The sequence below is a fragment of the Paenibacillus sp. FSL R7-0331 genome (assembly GCF_000758645.1).
Lineage (GTDB): Bacteria > Bacillota > Bacilli > Paenibacillales > Paenibacillaceae > Paenibacillus_AQ > Paenibacillus_AQ camerounensis.
Genome location: NZ_CP009284.1, coordinates 858,829 through 876,115 on the forward strand (window position 1 = coordinate 858,829; position 17,287 = coordinate 876,115).

A 17,287-nucleotide genomic window follows, 5' to 3' on the forward strand; every position below is an offset into this window, starting at 1 on the left:
TTATTTGTCTCCTCCCCGGCTAAGCACTAACTGCTGCACCACCAGCACAATGACAACAAAGAAGAGCAGGATGATGCTCATTGCCGAGGCCAGCCCATAATTGTTAAAAGCAAATGCCGTATCGACTACCTTCTGTACATAAGTCTCACTGGCACCGGCCGGGCCGCCTTTGGTCAGCACGAACGGAAGGTCGAATACTTCGAGTGCTCCGGTAACGGTCAGGAACAGGTTAAGCTGGATGACCGGCTTCATGTTAGGCAGGGTGATTCTCCACAGTGTCTGGAAGGAGCCGGCACCGTCAATTTTGGCCGCTTCATAAATGTCCTTCGGGATAGCCTGCAAGGAAGCGATATAAATGACCATGTTATAGCCCATGAACCGCCAGAAGCCGGTGGAAGCGAGCGAATAGTTAACCAGCCCTTCGGTACCGAGCCAGCTGGTCTGGCCTAGTCCGGTAAGCCCGATGCTGTTCAGGAACAGGTTCAGAGAGCCGTTAGTCGTGTCAAAAACATAGCCGAACATAAAAGCCACTGCGACACCGTTCATTATATAAGGCAGGAAAAGCATGATGCGGAAGGCATTCCGGCCGCGCAGCTTGCTGCTAAGCACGACAGCGAAGTAGATAGCGACGATATTCTGGAGAATCCCCATGACGAAGTAGGCAAAGTTATGCGTGAATACCTTGAAAATATCGGGATTGCCGAACACCTCACGGTAATTATCCAGGCCGACCCACGGTTTCTCAGGGCTATAGCCGTCCCAGTTGGTGAAGCTGTAATAGATCAGCTTGAGCGCCGGATAATAAGTGAAAGTTGCCAGCAGCAGCAGCGGAATGGTCAGAAAGGCAATGATGATAATCATCTTTTGTTTGTTATAGGATAATGTGCCGAACATGTCTTTAACCTTCTTTCCGTAAAAGCGTTTCTTTGGAATGACGACAAAATGGATTATCCAGAGAAGGCATAATCCATTTTGCGCCGAAGTTTATGCGGAGCTAAGCTGCAGCGTGTCTACAGGATCAATAGCCGAGGTCTTTTTTAGCTTTGGCCCATGCTTTGTTCCATTTGTCAAAGACGGTCTGCGGATCTTTAGCCAGGACGAATTCCTGAGCCATAGCCGGCAGGTCGAGCTGTGCTTTGTTGGTGATTTCAGTAACCTGGGCGTCATCTACAGTGCCTTCCTGCAGGACTACGCCGGTAGCCTGGAATTCTTTCAGCTGAGTCAGGTTGGATTCTTTGCCCTTAAGCGGAGAGATGAAGCCGGCAAAATCCTCATACCCGGAATCCTCAATCATCCATTTAACAAACGCTTTGGCAGCGTCAACATTTTTGCTGTTCTTGGCTACTGCATAGAAGAAGTCAGGGCTCAGCGGAGCAGTGATTGTGCCCGAGTTGTCATAAGGAAGCGGGAAGAAGCCTACATTGTCGGAAGTTGTGCCTGCACCGATAACCTGGTTGATGACCCAGTTGCCAAGGTAGTACATGGCGAATTTGCCGGATGCGATGTCTTTCTTCGATTGTTCCCAGTTGGTGGAGTTGATGTCTTTTTCCAGATAGCCCTTCTCATTCAGCTCTCTGAGCAGGCTCAGTGATTTGCCGTAGCCGTTGTCCATGGTAAAAGGAGTATCGGAGGTCAGTTTTTCATTAGGGAAATTAGGGTCGCCGTCGATAATCCGGGGAACAGAGTAGACCCAGTCGTTCAGCGGCCATTTGTCTTTGAAGTTAGAAGCGAGCGGCACAACGCCGGCAGCCTTCAGCTTTTCGCAGGCAGCGAGGAATTCATCCCAGGTCTTAGGGATTTCCGTGATGCCGGCATCGGCGAACGCTTTTTTGTTGTAGACAATTCCTGTAGTGGAGTTGCCTGTAGTGATGCCGTACAGCTGGCCTTCATAGGATTTGAAGTCTTTAAATGTAATCTGGTCGGTCAGGCCGAGGTCATCGAGCGATGCGAAATATTTTGGCAGGTCGGAGTTAGGGATGGTCGGGATGAACATGACGTCAGGCAGCTCGCCGCTGGCCATTCTGACTTTTGCCTGCTGGTTGTAGTCGGTCTGAGAGGCTTCGAATTCAACCTTAATGTTCGGATACTTCTCATTAAAGCGCTTAACATATTCGTCATACTCTTTGCCGATCATGTCGGTTCTGTTGGTCAGGAAGGTGATTTTTCCGCTGATATCCGCGCCGCTTGGGGCTGCCGGTTCAGTGGTTGCTGCTGCATCACCGCCGGTATTAGCAGGAGCAGCAGTTGCGGCAGGCTCATCAGTGGCTGTGGCGGCGTTGTTGTTAGTGTTGTTGGAGCCGCAGCCGGTCAGGGATAGAGAGAGAATCATGATAATAACAAATGATAACGAAAATAACTTGTTTCTCATTGCGTAGTCCCCTTTTCGTTTAATTGTTAGCGTTTACATGGATATTATAGCGCGATTGAGCGGCTTGATAAATGTATTGAATTATTATTTATTGTCTTTATTTGTTCTCTTTGTGGGATTATAATTAAATTGTTGCTAACAATATAATAACAAAATAAAATGGTTATCGAATGCAGTTAGAAATAAGCGGATATATAAGGGCTCACAAAACTTTAGCGTATGCTTTCGAAGCGAGTTTTGTACGAGGCGAAATCAATGGAGTGTATGCTCACAAAACTTAAGCGTATGCTTTCGAGGCGAGTTTTGTACGAAGTAGATCAGGAAGTATACGCTCACAAAACTTTTAGGAGGACTCATGACACACAAACAGCTTGTTTTGGACAATTGGGAATTCAGGGCCAGCGGGGATGAATCGTGGCTTCCGGCAGCGGTGCCGGGAACGGTACATACCGATCTGCTGCGAAGCGGGCTGATTGATCAGCCTTTTTATGGAACGAATGAGCATAGGCTGCAGTGGATTGATAAGAAGGACTGGGAGTACAGAACGACGCTGCAGCTGGATGAGGGCTGGGAGAGCCTGGCGGTTACGGAGCTGAATTTTGCCGGGCTGGATACCTATGCCGATGTCTACGTAAATAATGTGCATGCGCTTTCGGCGGATAATATGTTTCTGGCTTGGACAGTGGATGTCAAAGGGCTGCTGCGTGCCGGGGAGAATGAGATCCTGGTGAAATTCCGCTCGGTGGTGACAGAGGATCTGCCGAAGCTGGAGCAGCTGGGTTATGACCTGCCTGCCCCGAATGACCAGTCGGAGCTAGGCGGTCTTGAGGAGAAGCGGATCAGCGTATTTGCGCGTAAAGCACCCTATCATTATGGATGGGACTGGGGCCCGCGGTTCCTGACCAGCGGTATCTGGCGTGAAGCCGTGCTTACCGGACGGAATGCTGCGGCGATTGCAGATGTATACATCCGGCAGGATGAGGTTAAAGAGGCGTCGGCACGCTTGACAGCAATAGTAGAAGTGGATGCGCCGGACAGCTGGGCGGGAACGCTGCGGATGACTGTGGAAGGGCAGGAGTGGACGCGGGAGGTTACACTGGAGCCTGGTAAGGGCGTGGTTGAGCTGGACCTGGTGATTGATCAGCCGCGCCTGTGGTGGTGTAACGGGCTGGGAGCGCCGGAGTTAACCACGTTCCGGGCGGAGCTGCTGGAGAATGGGGCAGTGCTGGCTGATGCTGAAGTGAGAACCGGTCTGCGGGAGATCAAGCTGATCCGCCAACCGGATGCGAAGGGCGCTTCATTCAAGTTCGAGCTGAACGGTGTGCCGGTGTTTGCAAAGGGTGCCAACCATATCCCGAATGACAGCTTTATTACAGAAGTATCGGAAGAACGCTACCGTCATGAGATCGCGTCAGCGGCAGAGTCGAATATGAACATGCTGCGTGTGTGGGGCGGCGGCTTTTATGAAGAGGAAGTATTCTATCGTCTGTGTGATGAGTACGGCTTGCTGGTATGGCAGGATTTTATGTTTGCCTGCAGCATGTACCCGGGAGACGAAGTGTTCCTTGAGAATGTGCGGAAAGAAGCAGAGTACAATGTGCGCCGGCTGCGCAATCACCCTTGTATTGCATTGTGGTGCGGCAATAATGAAATCGACTCTGCCTGGGCGCAATTCGAGGAGAACAAGGGCTGGGGCTGGAAGGAGAAGCTGAGCGGAGAAGTCCGGGAGACGCTGTGGACTGCTTATGAAGAGATTTTCCACCGTATTCTGCCGGAAGCGGTAACAGCACATCATCCGGGAATCGATTATTGGCCTTCCTCTCCGCTCCGTGAGCTTACTAATGATGCCGATCAGCATTCTGTGCGCATTGCAGGTGATGGGGATGTTCATTACTGGGGCGTGTGGCATGGCATTGAGCCGTTTGAGAATTATAACGTAAAAGTCGGCCGCTTCATGAGTGAATACGGCTTCCAGTCCTTCCCTGAGCTGAAATCGGTACTTACCTATGCGGAAGAAAAGGATATGGAGCTGGAGTCGGAGGTCATGCTGGCCCACCAGAAGAACGGGCGCGGCAATCAGATTATCAAGGAATATATGGACATTTATCTGCCTGAGGCTAAGGACTTCAAGTCGTTCCTCTACATGAGCCAGATTCTGCAGGCAGAGGCCATGCGGATGGCGATTGAGAGCCACCGCCGTAACAAACCGTACTGTATGGGCACGTTGTATTGGCAGATGAATGACTGCTGGCCTGTGGCTTCCTGGGCGGGTATGGACTACTACGGCCGCTGGAAGGCGCTGCAGTACACTGCACGCCGGAGCTTCAACGACGTTATGCTTTCTGTCGAGGTGACGGACGGGGATAATGTACAGGTCCATGCGGTATCTGACCTGCCGGGGGCACTGGCCGGAGCGCTGGTGCTGCGGCTGCATGCTTTTAGCGGAGCGGTGCTGAAGGAGTGGAAGCAGTCTGTGCAGCTGGCAGCTGATTCATCCGCGGTGGTGTTCACCGTGCCGTTGGCTGAGCTGATGGCGGGCCTTGATGCTAAACAGGTCGTACTGGCAGCCTCCCTGCTTGCAGAGGACGGCACCTTGCTTGAGCGTAAGGAGCACTATTTTGCAGCCGCAAAGGAGCTGACGCTGGAGCAGCCGGTTCTGACGGTGGCGGAGGTGCCGGGCAGCGGCGGCTTGAGCTTCACCGTCAGCACCGATGTGCTGGCGAGAGGAGTATACCTGACGGCGGAGCAGGAGGGCATCTTCTCGGACAACTACTTTGATCTGCTTCCGGGTCAGGTGAAGACGGTGCAGTTCCTGCGGCGGAGGGCTGATGCGGCGGCTGGCGCTGGAATGGAAACTGGCGCTGGAGCTGGAGTAGAAACTGTAGAAACTGGAGCTAAAGCTGGCGCTGGAGCTGGAGTAGCAACTGGAGTTAAGGCCGGCGCTGGAGTGCCGTACTTCGTTCCGGCTGCTCCGCAAGGACTCGAAGTCCGCTCGATGGCGGATTATGTGAACTAATCAGATACAACGTTCAGGAAGCCAAGGTGGCTAACCAGTGCGGGGGAGTTAGCGCAATTAGTGAAGGAGTCCCGCTAAGTGATGATGCCGCTACCAGAGTCTCAATAGAGGGGAAAATCCCTTTAAATGGGGTCGAAGGGAGCTGACGGGGTTGGATCAGAGGGAGAAATCCCTCTGATTGAGGCCAAAAGGAGCCGCGAGGGCCAGATTAAAGGGAAAAATCCCTTTAATTGAGGTCGAAGGGAGCCGCGAAGGCCAGATTAAAGGGAAAAATCCCTTTAATTAGGGTCGAAGGGAGCCGCGAGGGCCAGATTAAAGGGAAAAATCCCTTTAATTGGGGTCGAAGGGAGCCGCGAAGGCCAGATCAAAGGGAAAAATCCCTTTAATTGAGGTCGAAGGGAGCCGCGAAGGCCAGATTAAAGGGAAAAATCCCTCTATTTTCCCGCTAAATTCATCTGGCGCGGACAAATTAGCGGAGTGAGAGAAAATAAACCTAACAATTAGGGAGAAGGAGCCGGAAAATGGCGATTTGGGTACAGGAAGACAAAGGAATATTCCATTTGCAGAGCAAGGGTATGAGCTATATCATCGGCCTTTATAATAACTATCCTATGCACGTATACTGGGGCAAAAAGCTGCGCCATGAAGGCAATTTGGACGGGCTGCCGCATCTGGGTGTGGGCACTGCGCTTGACCGGCTTCCGCAGGAATATCCGCAGTACGGTACAGGAGATTACCGTGTGCCGGCCTATCAGGTCAAGCTGGAAGACGGTACGCGGATTACAGAGCTGCAGTACACCGGATACCGGGTGCTGGCAGGAAAGCCTGAGCTTGCCGGACTCCCGTCTGTATATGTGGAGTCACCGGAAGAAGCGGATACGCTGGAGATTACGCTGCGCGATGATTATGCATCGCTGAATGTAATTCTGCGGTATACCGTATACCGGGACACGGATGTCATTGCCCGCTCGGTGGAGCTGGTCAATGACGGCCAGGCTCCGGTGGATCTGCTGCGTGCACTCAGCGCTTCGGTCGATTTCCCGGAAGATGGACAGTTTGACCTGATCTATCTGTCCGGCGGCTGGTCGCGGGAGGGAAATCTCACCCGCAGACGGCTGGAGCAGGGCACGACAGCGCTGCAGTCCCGCCGTGGTATGAGCAGCCACCAGCATAATCCGTTCGCTGCGCTGGCTAAGCCGGGAACGGACGAGCACCAGGGAGAAGTATATGGCTTCTCTCTGGTCTACAGCGGCGGCTTCGCCATTGAAGCCGAAGTGGACGCGTTCAGCCATACCCGGCTGGGCATCGGGCTGAACCCGTTTGATTTCTCCTGGCGGCTAGCCCCGGGAGAAAGCTTCCAGACACCGGAAGCGGTAATGGTCTACTCCGCTGAAGGCCTAGGCGGCATGTCACGGACTTATCACCGGCTGTACCGCACACGCCTTGTAAGAGGAACCTTCCGTGATAAAGAGCGGCCAATTCTCGTAAACAACTGGGAAGCGACCTACTTCAATTTCAATGCTGACAAGCTGGTTGATATTGCTGCGGAAGGCTCCAAGCTGGGCATCGAGCTGTTCGTGCTTGATGACGGCTGGTTCGGCAAGCGCGATGCCGACAACTCATCACTCGGCGACTGGACCGAAGACTTGCGCAAGCTGCCGGGCGGACTGGCAGATGTGGCCAAGCGGGTCAATGACTTGGGCATGCAGTTCGGCCTGTGGGTTGAGCCAGAGATGATTTCCCCGGATAGCGACCTGTACCGCGCGCATCCGGACTGGTGCCTGCATGTGCCAGGACGCCGGCGGACCGAGGCACGCTGGCAGCTGGTGCTTGATCTTACACGCGCCGAGGTACGGGATTATGTGTATAACGCGCTCAGCAAAATTTTCTCTAGCGTGCCTATCGCCTATGTAAAATGGGATATGAACCGCAACCTGACGGAGATCGGCTCGGCTGAACTGCCGGCTGAGCGCCAGGCTGAGACTGCCCACCGCTATGTGCTGGGGCTGTATGAGCTGATCGACCGTCTGACCGGGGACTTCCCGCATATTCTGTTCGAAAGCTGCTCCAGCGGCGGAGGCCGCTTCGACCCGGGGATGCTCTATTACATGCCGCAGACCTGGACCAGCGATGACACCGATGCGGCGGAACGCCTGAAGATTCAATACGGCACCAGTCTGGTGTACCCGATAAGCGCGATGGGCGCACATGTCTCGGCGGTGCCAAACCATCAGGTCGGCCGGGTTACACCGCTGTCGTTCCGCGGCGATGTCGCCATGTCCGGCAACTTCGGCTATGAGCTTGACCTAACGAAGTTCACCGATGAGGAGAAGGAACTGGTGAAGCAGCAGGTGGCGAATTACAAAGAAATCCGCAGCCTCGTGCAGCAGGGTAACCTGTACCGCCTGCAGAGTCCGTTCGAGGGTAATGAAACGGCGTGGATGTTCGTCTCGGACGATCAGCGCGAGGCGCTGGTCTATTACTTCCGTGTAATGGCTGTGCCATATCCGGCACGCCGGACGCTGAAGGTCCGCGGCCTGAACCCGGATCTCGACTACACGGTGCTGGATAGCGGTGAAGTCTTCGGCGGTGACCGGCTGATGCAGGCCGGGCTGGCGCTGCCGGACATCCAGCGCGACTATGTGAGCGGCTGCTTCCATTTGAAGGCCCAGAATTAATGGGTTTAATTAAACAACATGATTAATTAAATGAATCGCTATGAATGAGCCAGGGAAACCTGGCTTTTTTAATTTTCTTGGGAATAATAAACTGAGAGGAAAAAGTATCCTTAATTTCAGCGCCCGCGGGTATGTTAATCTGGGTTCACACTCAGACTCCGAAGAAATTCAAGCGGCGAAAGTGCTCACTTTAAATGACCGTATCAGCATTTTCTCCTGCTCATTCTGCAATCATCAACTAGCATTGTTCGGATTTAGCGTTACTTTCATGTCAGTTTTAGTTTTTTTGTTGCCGAAAATACTTTAACTATGTATAATAGCAATTAATCTTGATGCGATTGTACGATATTCTGTTTTCGAAGGTGGTTTCATGGCAGAACTGGAAAACAGCGAGCAGAAGAAGAAGATGTGCCAGATCTACAATGAGATCTCCAAGGAATTGTTTGGTTTCGGGACGACCTTGCTCCGCGTATCTGTCGATCAGCGGGTCATTACCTTTCACGCCAAGCACCGCAGATCTCCACGGTCGACCGCCCTGGAAGGGGAGGCGCCGGAGCTTAAGCAGGAAGTGGACTTCCGGATGTCGCTGCTGTTTAAGAAAAGATTCAAAGAACGGCTTGAAGAAGAGATGGGCTTAACGATTGAGGTTCTGCTCAGAGATTACGATGCACCGACCCAGTGGGCTTTTACGAATATGATACTGGCCGGAGAATGACCGCTTCATCTTAATATCTGCGGATTTTTGCTTTTGATCTATCTTAAGCGAAGACCGTCCTTCTATAACGGGTAGCTCTTGACTTTGTTTACACAAAGGAAAGTGTTCTTGTTCCTACAAGAATGCTTTCTTTTTTTTATGGAAAAATAGATTACAACTACATTCTCAGGAGGTTTTTACTAATGAAAAAGATCATGACTACGGGCCTTGCACTGGCCCTGACTTCGATGCTGGCGGCTTGCGGCGCAAACAATGCGGCAACAAATAACACGGGTACCGATAACGCGGCAACAGGAAACACAGCGTCCGGAGAGCCGGCAGAGCTGGTCATTTCCACTTGGGGCTTCTCGGAGGATTTCTTCAAGGAAGCGGTATATGCACCTTTTGAGAAAGAGCATAATGTAAAAATCGTCGTGGAAATCGGCAACAACGCCGAGCGCCTGAACAAAATCCGTCAGGGCAGCTCCGATGTCGATGTTGTCTATCTGTCCGACTATTATGCCCAGCAGGCCATTAACGAAGGGCTGTTCGATACGATCGACAGCAGCAAAATTCCGAATCTCCAGAACATTTATGATATCGCAAAAGCACCACTGGGTGCAGAATACGGTCCCGCGTACACGATCGGACGTCTGGGCATTGCCTATAATCCGGCTCTGACTTCAGGTGAAGTTACTGCATGGAGTGATCTGTGGAACAAGTTTGATAAAAACCTGGCGATGCCGGCAATTACCGCTACAGCAGGCCCAATGGTCGTTGATGCGGCATCCCTTGCTGCAGGCAACGCGGATTTCAATGAAGATACGGCCTTTACACAGCTTAAAGAGCTGGACAGCAATGTTGTGAAATACTACAGCCAGACCTCCGAGTACGTGAACATGTTCGGCCAGGAAGAGATTGCCGGCGGCCCGATTATGGAAATGTACTTCAAGGATCTGCAGGCGGCTGTGCCTGATGCCAAGTTCGTAGCACCGTCCGAAGGCGCTTATGCCGTAATGAATACTGTTAACGTCGTTAAGGGAAGTGACAATAAAGAGCTGGCCGAGGCGTTCATCAACTGGCAGCTGAGCGAGGAAGTACAGGATGCATCCGCCAAAGCAAAGGTAGATTCCCCGGTTAACATGAACGTAATGCTGACACCTGAAGAAGCGGTAGGCGTGACTTACGGTGCCGATGTTATCGGGCAGCTGCGTAAGCTGGATATGTCGTTTGTGAACCAGCACATCACAGAGTGGACGGACCGTTTCAACCGTGAGATTGGCGGCTAAGCATGACAGCGCGTAAAAAGGTCATTCTGGATGTCGATACAGGAGTGGACGATGCGCTGGCCATTATGCTGGCCGTAAGCAGCAGACAGCTTGATATTCTCGGGATCACCACGGTTAGCGGCAACGTCTCGCTGGATCAGGCGACCCTGAACACCTGCAAGATTCTGGAGCTGCTCGGTGTGTCCGGGCAGATTCCGGTCTTCCGCGGGGCGGACCAGCCGCTTGTCCGGGATAGCGTGTTCGAGCATCGTGTACACGGCTCTGACGGGATTGGCGGCGCACTGGCCGGTATGACGGTAACGAAGCAGGCAGAAGCAGAGCGGGCGGAGGATTTCATCATCCGCCAGGTGCTGGCGCAGCCCGGTGAGGTCACGCTGATTATGACCGCACCGCTGACCAACCTGGCACGTGCGCTGCACAAATGCCCGGAGCTGACGCAGCATGCCGCCGAGGTGATTGTGATGGGCGGTGTGGTGCAGGGCTTCGGCAACATTACGCCGACTGCCGAATATAACATGTACGTTGATCCGGAGGCGGCCAAGCTGGTGCTTGCGGCAGGGTTCCCCCGGCTGACGCTGGTCGGGCTGGATGTGACCCGCAGGGCGCTGCTGAGCGCAGACGATATAGCCAGGCTGCAGAATCCGGCGATCCGCGATTATGTGGAGAAGAGTACGGCGGATTACCGTACGCGCTATTTCGAACGAAACGGTGTGCAGGCCTGTGCGCTGCATGATCCGCTGGCTGTGGGGGTAGCGCTAAACCGCTCATTTGTTACTGTGCATGATTACCATGTGGATGTTGAAACAAGAAGTGATCTTTGCGACGGGCAGACCGTCTGCGACTTCCAGAACCGCCTGGGCAAACCGGTTAATGCCGGTGTCTGCCTGGAGGTGGACGCACCCGCTTTTCTGGAATGCTTCATTAATAGCCTGAACAGGCTTGAACCAAGAGTCTAAGAGCCGAAGAAGGACGGGAGTCATTAGAATGAACAAAAAAGCACTGTACCTGCTGCTGCCGGGCCTGTTGTTCCTGGCGGCCTTCATGCTGGTCCCGATTACGCTGACCATTGCCTCTACTTTTGTGCAGGACGGGAAGCTGACGCTGGAAGGGTATCTGCATTTTTTCCGGGACGGGTATTTTAACCGCATCCTGCTGACTACGCTCCGGGTGAGTGTGGTGACGACGCTGGTCTGCATGCTGCTCGGCTATCCGGCGGCTTATTATATCTCACGGTCTAGTGCCCGCAAGAAGAGTATTCTGCTGGCGCTGTCGATTTTTCCGCTGCTGACGAGTCCGGTGGTGCGCTCCTTTAGCTGGATGATTATTCTGGGCAAAAAAGGGCTGATCAACTCCTTTCTGGTCAACATCGGACTGATCGACAAGCCGCTGGACATCCTTTATACGCCGGTGGCGATGATGATCGGGCTTGTGCATCTGTTCCTGCCGCTGATCATTATCACCCTGCTCGGGGTTATGGAGAATCTGGATCACGAGCTGGTGCGGGCGGCACGCAGTCTGGGTGCTTCCCCGTTTGCCGCGTTCCGTAAAATCACCTTTCCGCTGACGGTGCCGGGCCTGATCATCGGCGGCATTCTCGTCTTTGTCGGCAGCCTTACGGCGTATACAACACCGGCGCTGCTCGGCGGTAAGGAACGGGTGGTCTCCACCTTCCTGTACCAGAACGCCATGACGCTGAATGACTGGCAGGCGGCCTCGGTCATCGCGGTCATTATGATTGTCATTACATTTGTGGTGGTGGGGCTGATGAACGCCTGGGCCAACCGCCTGAATCCGAAGGGGTGAGAACATGAAGGAAGGCAACCGCGTGCTGTCACTGTACACACTGCTGGTCTTTATATTTTTGCTGGGTCCGCTCGTGATCATCTCGATCACTTCCTTTGAGCCGGGCACAGTCCTGAAATTCCCCCCTGAGGGCTTTTCGCTGAAGTGGTACCGGAATATTTTTGAGGTCAGCGCCTTTATGGACACCTTCAAAACCTCCATTATCATCTCGCTGCTCGGCAATCTGCTGGCGCTCCTATTGGGTGTGCCTGCGGCCTACGCCCTGAGCCGTTACCGGTTCCGCGGGCGGGATACGCTGAATGCGATTTTCCTGTCGCCGGTGCTGATTCCCGGAATTGTGCTGGGCTTCACGCTGCTGCGCTACCTGATTGTCGTCTACGGGCTGCCGATTGTGGCCGGATTGCTGATTGGCCATACGGTGATTATGCTGCCGTTTATTATCCGGGTTATTGCTTCAAGCCTGGAGAATTTCGATTTCGCGGTGGAGGAGGCGGCTCAGAGCCTGGGAGCTTCGAGGCTGTATACGTTCTTCAAAATCGTGCTGCCCAACATCCGCTCGGGGATTCTGGCGGCGATTCTGATCGCTTTTCTGGAATCGTTCAACAACGTGGATATTTCCGTCTTCATGACCGGTCCGGGGATCAGTACCCTGCCGATTCAAATGCTGACCTATGTGCAAAACTACTTCGATCCTACAATTGCCGCGATCTCCGTCATTCTGATGGTGCTGACGGCAGCGCTGATGTTCGTCATCGAACGTCTGATGGGATTCGCTTATTTTACTAAACGATGACCTATTAAATAGTAAGGGGGGCCTAACGCAATGTCACTTTTAAGTCTTGAGCAGGTATCGGTTGCGTATGACAACCGTCTGATTCTGGAGGATTTTAATCTGTCGCTGGCCAAGGGCCAGCTTCTCTCCCTGCTCGGCCCCAGCGGCTGCGGCAAAACAACCACCCTGCGCCTGATCGCCGGGTTTCTGAATGCGGAAGCGGGAGCTTTTATGTTCGGGGGCAAGGATTACACCAAGGTTCCGGTCGAAAAGCGTAATTTCGGCTTCGTGTTCCAGAGCTATGCGCTGTTCCCGCATCTGTCGGTGTTTGATAACGTGGCGTTCGGCCTGCGGCTGCGCAAGCTGAAGGAAGCGGAAGTGAAGAAGCGGGTAACCCGGATGCTGGAGATTGTCAGTCTGGGCGGCTTTGAGAAAAGACTTCCGGCAGCCCTCTCCGGCGGACAGCGTCAGCGGGTCGCGATTGCCCGGGCGCTCGTCATTGAGCCGGATCTGCTGCTGTTCGACGAACCGCTGAGTAACCTTGACGCCAACCTGCGGGTGAACATGCGTGTGGAAATCCGCCGCATCCAGCAGGAGCTGGGCATTACCACCGTTTATGTCTCCCATGACCAGGAGGAATGCTTCTCGATCTCCGATCAGGTAGCGGTTATGAATAACGGTAAAATCGAGCAGCTAGATAAGCCGTCAGCCATCTTCAAATACCCGGCCAGCGAGTTCGTGGCCCGGTTTATCGGGTTCGGGAACTTTATCGCTTTTGACGGACGAAATGATGAAGGTTCGGATATTGAGCTTAGCCGCGGTGCGCTGAAGTTCCAGGCGGCTAAACGGCCGGGGGGCCTTGGCAATACCGGATTGCTCGGGGCAATCCGCCCTGATGATCTGCAGCTGTTTGCAGCTAGTCCGGAGCCGGGCACGGCCAGTAACATTTTGCCGGGAACGGTGCAGATCAGCACGTATCTGGGCCGCAGCTACCAATACCAAGTGGAGACGGAGCTGGGTGTGTTCACGGTGAATCAGGAGATGGGGCAGCCTTTTGTGCAGGGACAGCAGGTTACGGTTTATTTTCCAAAAGAGAAGCTGGTGCTGGTGCAGTAGCGCTTCATAAGGAGCAGACATGATGATTACAGATCAACTTATAATGAACGCTAAAGTGTACAACAGTTACTATAAACGGTTTGAGACGGCGAATGTTGCTGTAAAAGACGGGCGTTTTCTCTATATCGGCCAGCTTGGTGCGGAAACGTTCGCAGCTAGAGAGACGATTGATGCTGAGGGGCAGTATCTGGTGCCCGGGCTGATTGACATCCACCTGCATATTGAGAGCACGATGATTACACCGGAGACGTTCTCCTATGGTATTCTGCAGCACGGGGTTACGACGATTGTGCCTGAGCCGCATGAGATGGCCAATGTGTTCGGCGTTGAAGGTGTACATGAGATGATTCGGGCCAGCAAGGACTGTCTGGTGGATATGTTCTATGCGATTCCGAGCTCAGTGCCGGCGACTCCGCTGGAAACGACGGGCGGCTCGATTGAAATTGCCGATATTGATGAGCTGATGGCGACGGAGCAGATGATCTGCCTGGGCGAGGTAATGAATTTCGTTGATGTTATCCGTGATCCTAATTGTAAAAGCAACCAGATTCTCCAGCACGTCCGCAGCAAGTACCCCGGTTTGGTCATCGAGGGCCATACGCCGAAGCTGCTCGATCTGGATCTGCACCAGCTGATCTTTGCCGGGATTGATTCCGATCATACCCATCAGAGCATTGAGGGTCTGACCGCCCGGATTGCCGCCGGGATGTTCATCGAAATTCAGGAGAAGTCGATGACCCCGGAGGTTGTCGACTATCTGATCCAGCATCTGGTCAGCGAGCATTTCTGCTTCGTGACCGATGATGTGATGACCGACTCGCTCGCAGCGACCGGCCATCTGGACCATCTGGTCCGCAAGGCTATCGCGATGGGCATGGCACCGGAGGCCGCAGTCTATGCGGCTACCTACACGCCGGCTAAGCGGATGAAGCTGGACGACCGCGGCGTGATCGCGCCGAACAAAACCGCCGACTACCTGCTGCTGTCTGATCTCAGCAGCTTCACGATTGAGGCGGTGTACAAGCGGGGCGCGCAGGTCTGGGACCGCAGCCGGCCGCAGGCACAGCCTGAGCCTGCGCCGCGCTTCCCGGCGCACTTCTACAAGAGCGTGCAGCTTGCGCCGCTTAGCGCCGGTGACTTCGCGGTACGCCCGGAGCTGCCTGACGGCCGCTACGGCGCGCGCGTGATGACGGTCAACAACGTGTCCACGTTTACCGAAGAGAAGCATGTGGAGGCCGGGGTGAAGGACGGCCTGCTGCAGTGGCAGGACACCGGCTGCGGCCTGATCGCCACCTTTGAGCGGTACGGCAAGACCGGAGGCCGCGCCTACGGCCTGATCGGCGGCGATACGATCAAGCGCGGTGCGATCGCCACGACGTATTCTCACGACAACCACAACCTGCTCGTTGTCGGCCACAACGCCGAGGACATGGCGCTCGCCGCCAATACGGTCATTGCTGAGCAGGGCGGCTTCTGCGTCGTCTGTGACGGCGTAGTGCTGGCCCTGCTGGCGCTGCCGGTCGGCGGCATCCTGACCGAGGCGCCGCTCGCCGAGACGGCGGAGCGCGTGCTGGGGCTGCGCACAGCGATGGAGTCGCTGGGCTACAACCACTACAACCCGATCATGTCGATCAGCACGCATTCGCTGCCGGTCAGCCCGGCGCTGAAGATTACGGACTACGGTCTGATCGATGTCGTTGCGGGCAAGGTAGTACCGCTGCTGTTCCCGCTGGGGGAAGCGTAAGGGAGCAGCTGCTGGCGTTCCGTAGGTGAAGCGTGAAGGGGCAGTTGATGGCGTTCCGCTGGGTGAGGAGTTAGGGAAAGGTGCTTCCGCTCTGCCAGGTGAAACGTGAGGGAGATGCGCTGCCGTTGATTAGGGCGAAGCGATAAAGAAGGGGCGTCCCAAGCGGGATGCCCCTTTTTGCAATACAGTAATCGCAGCGGTAACAGAGAATCCGTGCCCGTTGCCGGGTCTGTGCTGCTCAGTAGTAACTTGGCTGAATTTGTGTGAATGGTGGATTAGCAATGATGGGCGTTTGTGCTGGGCTGCTGATGCTGAGTAGCTGAAGTTGAGTAGCTGAAGTTAAGTTGTTGATGTTGAGTAGCTGATGCTGAGTTGTTGATGTTGAGTCGCTGAAGTTGAGTAGCTGATGCTGAGTAGCTGAAGTTGAGTTGTTGATGTTGAGTTGCTGAAGTTGAGTTGTTGATGTTGAGTTGCTGAAGTTGAGTTGTTGATGTTGAGTAGCTGATGCTGAGCTATAGATGTTTTGTAGCTGATGTTGAGGTGCTAATAGTGAGCCTGATGTTAGTTGCCGATGTTAGCTGCTAATGTCGAGCTGTTGATGCCTCTCCACTGATGCTTATCCCCTAATGCTGGCCTGCCAACATTGCTCCGCTAATACGACGCTTACGGCTGGGCACATTTGTCCGTCAAACTAAATAAGTGTACTTTCTGCAGCTATATTGAGGAGAAACACTCTGTTTTTCGAAATAGCTGCACTTTGTACACTTAAAAAAGCATAAAAGCTCTTTTTTCCCCGAAACAGCCTGATATAGCTGCACAGAGTGCAGTTATTCTGAAAATAACACCGAAAAATGAAACTTTAGTTGTACAAAGTGCAGTTATCCTGAATTTCCTGTGTGTCTGGTTTAGGAGAATGATCTACAGGGGAGCGCCGACCGAGCTGATTGGAATTTCGTTGCGTATTCGCCGCCCAATGCTGAACCAGCTGGCAGGTTTGAAGAGGTCAGCGGGAAAACACCGTGTAATCCTGGGATTTTTGCTTGAAAAGGATAGAACGGCTGTATAGCGTCCCAAGCACGTCCGAGCACGTCTGAAGTATGTCGGAGCACATCCCAAGCACGTCCGAGCACGTCTGAAGTATGTCGGAGCACGCCCAAGCACATCCCAAGCACGCCCAACCGCAAATTCACAACCTGACCGATTGACTAACGTATGACCTGCCCCTATGATGATAAATAATATAAAACATCGCAGAGCGTATATTAAATACCGTACAGCGTATAGAGGAGAGAGACAGCATGTCTATGGAAATTGAACTCAAATTCCTGCTGCCGGAATATCCGGAGCAGCTGATTGAGGGCGGAGAGCTCAAGGTAATGACCCGGCACAGCATTGACCAGACGTATCTGGCGATTGAGGACGGGCAGGAGCTGCGGGTACGCAAAATTACTGATCTGGATTCGGGCGAGATAACCTTTACGCATACATTCAAGGACGGCAAGGGCATCCGCCGCAAGGAGATTGAATACAACATCTCGGAGGGGCTTTATAATCAGATGATCGAGGCGGTTAAGGCGGTTCCCCTGGTCAAAACACGCACCACAGCAGTATGGAACGGCATCACCGTAGAGATCGACGTCTACACCCAGCTTCAGCTTACTGTGATTGAAGTGGAGTTCGATTCCCTGGAGGAAGCGGAGAGCTTCAGCGCCCCTGAATGGTTCGGACAGGATGTAAGCGTCGAGAAAAAGTACAGCAATAAAATCGTCTGGAAAGAGCTGCAGAAGAAATAGGCAGCGGGATCACC

12 protein-coding genes are annotated in these 17,287 nt (G+C 53.6%); 10 read left to right on the top strand and 2 right to left on the bottom strand.

What is annotated here, in order from left to right:
* A complete protein-coding gene (locus R70331_RS03750; RefSeq protein WP_042172962.1) occupies positions 1–894 on the bottom strand; it encodes a carbohydrate ABC transporter permease in 894 nt (297 codons plus the stop codon).
* 124 nt (positions 895–1,018) lie between these two features.
* Complete coding sequence (locus tag R70331_RS03755) at positions 1,019–2,368, bottom strand: ABC transporter substrate-binding protein (protein ID WP_042172964.1); 1,350 nt, start codon at positions 2,366–2,368, stop codon at positions 1,019–1,021.
* Between the two features lie 355 nt (positions 2,369–2,723).
* Between R70331_RS03755 and R70331_RS03760 the strand changes: the two genes are divergently transcribed.
* The 10 genes from R70331_RS03760 (at position 2,724) to R70331_RS03805 (ending at position 17,273) form a co-directional block, all read left to right on the top strand.
* Positions 2,724–5,384, top strand: coding sequence for a beta-mannosidase (locus R70331_RS03760; protein WP_042172966.1), 2,661 nt, complete (start codon positions 2,724–2,726; stop codon positions 5,382–5,384).
* Positions 5,385–5,905: 521 nt separating this feature from the next.
* Positions 5,906–8,062, top strand: coding sequence for an alpha-galactosidase (locus R70331_RS03765; protein WP_042172968.1), 2,157 nt, complete (start codon positions 5,906–5,908; stop codon positions 8,060–8,062).
* Between the two features lie 370 nt (positions 8,063–8,432).
* Complete coding sequence (locus tag R70331_RS03770; RefSeq protein WP_042172970.1) at positions 8,433–8,777, top strand: hypothetical protein; 345 nt, start codon at positions 8,433–8,435, stop codon at positions 8,775–8,777.
* Positions 8,778–8,959: 182 nt separating this feature from the next.
* Positions 8,960–10,045 carry an ABC transporter substrate-binding protein gene (locus tag R70331_RS03775; RefSeq protein ID WP_042172972.1) on the top strand — a complete coding sequence of 362 codons (1,086 nt, stop codon included), beginning with the start codon at positions 8,960–8,962 and terminating at the stop codon, positions 10,043–10,045.
* 2 nt (positions 10,046–10,047) lie between these two features.
* Positions 10,048–11,001, top strand: a complete 954-nt coding sequence (locus R70331_RS03780; protein WP_042172974.1) for a nucleoside hydrolase — start codon at positions 10,048–10,050, stop codon at positions 10,999–11,001.
* A gap of 28 nt (positions 11,002–11,029) precedes the next feature.
* Positions 11,030–11,848 carry an ABC transporter permease gene (locus R70331_RS03785; protein ID WP_042172976.1) on the top strand — a complete coding sequence of 273 codons (819 nt, stop codon included), beginning with the start codon at positions 11,030–11,032 and terminating at the stop codon, positions 11,846–11,848.
* Positions 11,849–11,852: 4 nt separating this feature from the next.
* Entirely contained in the window at positions 11,853–12,641 is a 789-nt protein-coding gene (locus R70331_RS03790) for an ABC transporter permease (RefSeq protein ID WP_042172978.1), read from the top strand.
* Between the two features lie 30 nt (positions 12,642–12,671).
* Entirely contained in the window at positions 12,672–13,736 is a 1,065-nt protein-coding gene (locus R70331_RS03795; protein WP_042172980.1) for an ABC transporter ATP-binding protein, read from the top strand.
* Between the two features lie 22 nt (positions 13,737–13,758).
* Entirely contained in the window at positions 13,759–15,480 is a 1,722-nt protein-coding gene (locus R70331_RS03800) for an adenine deaminase (RefSeq protein ID WP_042172982.1), read from the top strand.
* A gap of 1,298 nt (positions 15,481–16,778) precedes the next feature.
* Positions 16,779–17,273, top strand: a complete 495-nt coding sequence (locus R70331_RS03805) for a CYTH domain-containing protein (RefSeq protein WP_042172984.1) — start codon at positions 16,779–16,781, stop codon at positions 17,271–17,273.
* Positions 17,274–17,287 lie beyond the last annotated feature (14 nt).

Excerpts from the sequence above, each read along its gene's own strand:
- R70331_RS03750 (WP_042172962.1), bottom strand. The coding sequence starts at position 894 with ATGTTCGGCACATTATCCTATAACAAACAAAAGATGATTATCATCATT.
- R70331_RS03755 (WP_042172964.1), bottom strand. The coding sequence starts at position 2,368 with ATGAGAAACAAGTTATTTTCGTTATCATTTGTTATTATCATGATTCTC.
- R70331_RS03760 (WP_042172966.1), top strand. The coding sequence starts at position 2,724 with ATGACACACAAACAGCTTGTTTTGGACAATTGGGAATTCAGGGCCAGC.
- R70331_RS03765 (WP_042172968.1), top strand. The coding sequence starts at position 5,906 with ATGGCGATTTGGGTACAGGAAGACAAAGGAATATTCCATTTGCAGAGC.
- R70331_RS03770 (WP_042172970.1), top strand. The coding sequence starts at position 8,433 with ATGGCAGAACTGGAAAACAGCGAGCAGAAGAAGAAGATGTGCCAGATC.
- R70331_RS03775 (WP_042172972.1), top strand. The coding sequence starts at position 8,960 with ATGAAAAAGATCATGACTACGGGCCTTGCACTGGCCCTGACTTCGATG.
- R70331_RS03780 (WP_042172974.1), top strand. The coding sequence starts at position 10,048 with ATGACAGCGCGTAAAAAGGTCATTCTGGATGTCGATACAGGAGTGGAC.
- R70331_RS03785 (WP_042172976.1), top strand. The coding sequence starts at position 11,030 with ATGAACAAAAAAGCACTGTACCTGCTGCTGCCGGGCCTGTTGTTCCTG.
- R70331_RS03790 (WP_042172978.1), top strand. The coding sequence starts at position 11,853 with ATGAAGGAAGGCAACCGCGTGCTGTCACTGTACACACTGCTGGTCTTT.
- R70331_RS03795 (WP_042172980.1), top strand. The coding sequence starts at position 12,672 with ATGTCACTTTTAAGTCTTGAGCAGGTATCGGTTGCGTATGACAACCGT.
- R70331_RS03800 (WP_042172982.1), top strand. The coding sequence starts at position 13,759 with ATGATTACAGATCAACTTATAATGAACGCTAAAGTGTACAACAGTTAC.
- R70331_RS03805 (WP_042172984.1), top strand. The coding sequence starts at position 16,779 with ATGTCTATGGAAATTGAACTCAAATTCCTGCTGCCGGAATATCCGGAG.